Below are 3,269 nucleotides of genomic sequence, written 5' to 3'. Positions count from 1 at the left end.
TATAAGCAAACACATAGAAAAAGAAAAAATGAAATATTAATTTGGAGGGAACATTGAAATTGAGCCGTAGAATTTAATCTTTGTGGAATTGAACTTGCGTAAAGAAGTTGTATTGAAGCGTAAGCGACTTTTACAACTTTATCAAGTTCAATGAAACAAAGATATAAATTCTAGGCAAAAATTTCACAGTTCCCGGAAAATAAATATTTCATTTTTTCGCTTCCACGTGGTGCGCAATAGAATTCTATTTTACGTATTTGGTGTAAAGGTTGACTAGGAGTTGGATATGGAATTCTTCGTCTAGGATAATTCTTTTAAGTACTGCATTTATATATTCATCATCAATTTGTGTTATAGTTTCTTTATATTGCTTAATAGCTGCTTTTTCATCTTGAATATCAATAGTAAGTATATTTTTAATTGAGGATAAATCATAATTTACTAATTTACTTGACCAATAATTTTTCTTTTTATTATTAATCCAATAACCTGGTTCTCCGCCAAGTAGAATTATTATTTTACCAAGTATTTCTAAATGATGCATTTCAACAATAGATATGCCACATAGAGTCTCTGATATTTCTTTATTAGTATAAGTTAATGCAATTTGATGATAAGTATATTGAGCTATAGCATCAAATTCAGAAATGGCACTAGAGTAATTAAGTAAGATTAAGTCAAGATATTTTGAGTTTTTTTCTTTTACTTTAATTTCTGGATATGGAAGGTCGATTGAATACATTTATATACTCCTTAAATTAATTATAGTGTATCAGTGTATTTTATGAATAAATATATATAAATGTTAAAAAATAAGAAAAACTCTAAAGTAGATTAAATCTACTTTAGAGTTTTTCTTAAGACATTAATTTAGAAATTACCCTAGATATTCTTTGTGAGTTAAATAGAAAGAAGTTATTTTTAACAGATCTATCCTCATTTATGAAGCCTTCATAAAAAAGAGTTTTATTTTCTATTTCTAGTAAATCCATAGGCTTAATTACCTCTGGAAGCTTGTCAGTTTTATAAATACCACTATTAATTAACAACTCTGCTACAAACTGAGAACAGAAATAATAGTATTCTCTTTTATGAGGTTTATTAAAGTAAGCAGTTACTGTTCCAAGAACACTATATTTATACTCATCTTTATTTTCAAAAAATTTATTAATTTCATCTTGTAAAAAGTTAAATTGCTCATCAGTAATATTAACTTTATATACTAAGCACCTACTATTAGGATACATGGCAAATACACCATCATATAGATTTTCTTCAACAAGGCCAGCTGGTAAAACTTTGTTTGGAATTTTGCGGCCAAAGGAAAACATTTGAGTGAAGGAGCTATCAAGAGATAAAGAAACATGAGAGTATTCTTTTTGTGTAAAAAGAGCAATTATATTAGAAAACATAGTTCCAGTTCTAGATAAAACTATGTATATCTCTTTATTATTCAAATTAAATCCCCACCTTTTATTTTATAGTCTATATTGTACACTAAAAATATGTAACTGTTAATAATTTTTTTACAAAATTCATACAAACTTTTATTAAAGAACTTTATTTATGAATACTAGTATGTTATTATGTACAATAAAGTAATAAAAGAAAATTTCTGAAAAGAGAAAGGAAGATAATTCAAATGGAATTTAAATTTACTTTTGATGATAAAGAATATATTTTAGATGAAGGTAATCTTGAGTATTTTATGAATGATGAAGAGAATCCAATTAAAGATATAGATGAGAAAAAAATAATAGATATATTACATAATAGTGAGAATGTTGAATTTATAAAGGCATTTTTTGATTTTCCTTGTGAAAACTGTAATGAGGGAGTTGCTGAGAAAAAGAAGTTTTTTGATTTTTTAGGGTTTAATTTTTATATATATACAAAAAATAAGGAGTATGTAATAAGTACTTTAGATAAAGAGTATGAAGGTTTATCTTTTAAAAGATTATTGAAAAGTGGAAAAGTAGATAATAGTTATATTGTAATGATAAATGTTTGTAAGCATTGCGGAAGTTATTCTATAGAAATTGAAGAGTTTGAAGTTTAGTTAAAAAGGTTGAGATGTATTATAGTTTATGTATCTCAACCTTAAATTTTTATAATATTAAGTATTATAGGAGATTTACTTTATTTACATTAAAATCTTTAGTGTTTTTTGAATTATATATAGAAGTTTTGTAGAAAATAATATAGAAGGGAGCGTGTCTTATAAATGAGTACTGATAAATTTAAAGATAAAAAGTATCAAAAGGGAGAAAGAAGACAAAAACTTCATCAAAATCAAGATAATGTAGGAAATGATAAAAATCCGAGTAAATATAAAAGTTTTGATGGAGAACCTCTTTAGGTAAATTTTTAGAAAAATAGTACATAAGTCTATATGAAAAAAGCTTAACTTGAGAGTTGAGCTTTTTTTTGATATTATAAAAAATGACAAAATTTTTTATGGAGGTTATTTATGAAGAAAGTTTTTAAAAAAGGCGTAATTTTAGTAGGGATAAGTGCTATGTTAATTGGTCTAATAGGATGTACAAATAACAATACTTCAAACCAAAATACCGATGAAGAAAATGAAACAACAGTTGAATCAACAGGGGAGTTACCAGTAGCAACAATTAAAGTTAAAGGTTTTGGAACAATAAAAGCAGAATTATATCCAGATAAAGCACCTAATACAGTTAATAATTTTATATCATTAGCTAATTCTGGATTTTATGATGGATTAATATTTCACAGAGTGATTGAAGGTTTTATGAATCAAGGTGGAGATCCAAATGGAATTGGTACAGGAGGTCCAGGATACTCAATTAAAGGTGAGTTTAGTAATAATGGATATACAAAGAATGATTTAAAACATACAGCAGGTGTTTTATCAATGGCAAGAGCAAGTAATCCTGATTCAGCAGGAAGTCAATTTTTTATAATGGCTGAAGAAGCATCACACCTTGATGGTGATTATGCTGCTTTTGGAAAGGTAACTGAAGGAATGGATGTTGTAGAAGCAATTAATTCAGTTGAAACTAACAGTAATGATAAACCGTTAAAAGATGTAGTTATAGAAAGTATTACAGTAGATACAAAAGGAATAAATTACAAAGAACCAGAAAAAATACAATAATAACTAAATTGTTCGTTAGAGCTTGAATGCCGTGATGACGAAAATTAATGATATTATCTCCAGGAATTGTGTAATTTGCGTTAAGAATTTATATTGTTTTTTCCAGAAAAAGAGCTAAAGCTTCGAAAGTCATTTCATT

5 protein-coding genes are annotated in these 3,269 nt (G+C 26.5%); 3 read left to right on the top strand and 2 right to left on the bottom strand.

The genetic code is table 11. The annotated features are described in order from the left end of the window. Positions 1-244: 244 nt before the first annotated feature. Together Q0Y03_RS15285 and Q0Y03_RS15280 are read right to left on the bottom strand one after the other, a co-directional pair. A complete protein-coding gene (locus Q0Y03_RS15285; RefSeq protein ID WP_297714647.1) occupies positions 245-742 on the bottom strand; it encodes a ferritin family protein in 498 nt (165 codons plus the stop codon). 115 nt (positions 743-857) lie between these two features. Continuing rightward, positions 858-1,457, bottom strand: a complete 600-nt coding sequence (locus tag Q0Y03_RS15280) for a hypothetical protein (protein ID WP_297714646.1) — start codon at positions 1,455-1,457, stop codon at positions 858-860. A gap of 185 nt (positions 1,458-1,642) precedes the next feature. Between Q0Y03_RS15280 and Q0Y03_RS15275 the strand changes: the two genes are divergently transcribed. From Q0Y03_RS15275 to Q0Y03_RS15265, 3 genes are all read left to right on the top strand, one after another. Next, complete coding sequence (locus Q0Y03_RS15275; RefSeq protein WP_297714645.1) at positions 1,643-2,059, top strand: DUF3785 family protein; 417 nt, start codon at positions 1,643-1,645, stop codon at positions 2,057-2,059. A gap of 165 nt (positions 2,060-2,224) precedes the next feature. After that, on the top strand, positions 2,225-2,359 hold the full coding sequence (locus Q0Y03_RS15270; protein ID WP_279324982.1) for a clostri-philic family protein: 135 nt from the start codon (positions 2,225-2,227) through the stop codon (positions 2,357-2,359). A gap of 111 nt (positions 2,360-2,470) precedes the next feature. Beyond that, a complete protein-coding gene (locus Q0Y03_RS15265) occupies positions 2,471-3,130 on the top strand; it encodes a peptidylprolyl isomerase (protein ID WP_297714644.1) in 660 nt (219 codons plus the stop codon). The last annotated feature ends 139 nt before the right edge of the window (positions 3,131-3,269 follow it).

The sequence above is a fragment of the Clostridium sp. genome (genome assembly GCF_026168755.1).
In the GTDB taxonomy this organism is placed as follows: domain Bacteria; phylum Bacillota; class Clostridia; order Clostridiales; family Clostridiaceae; genus Clostridium.
Note: the sequence above shows the minus strand (reverse complement) of the source record. Positions and strands in the feature narration are given on the sequence as shown.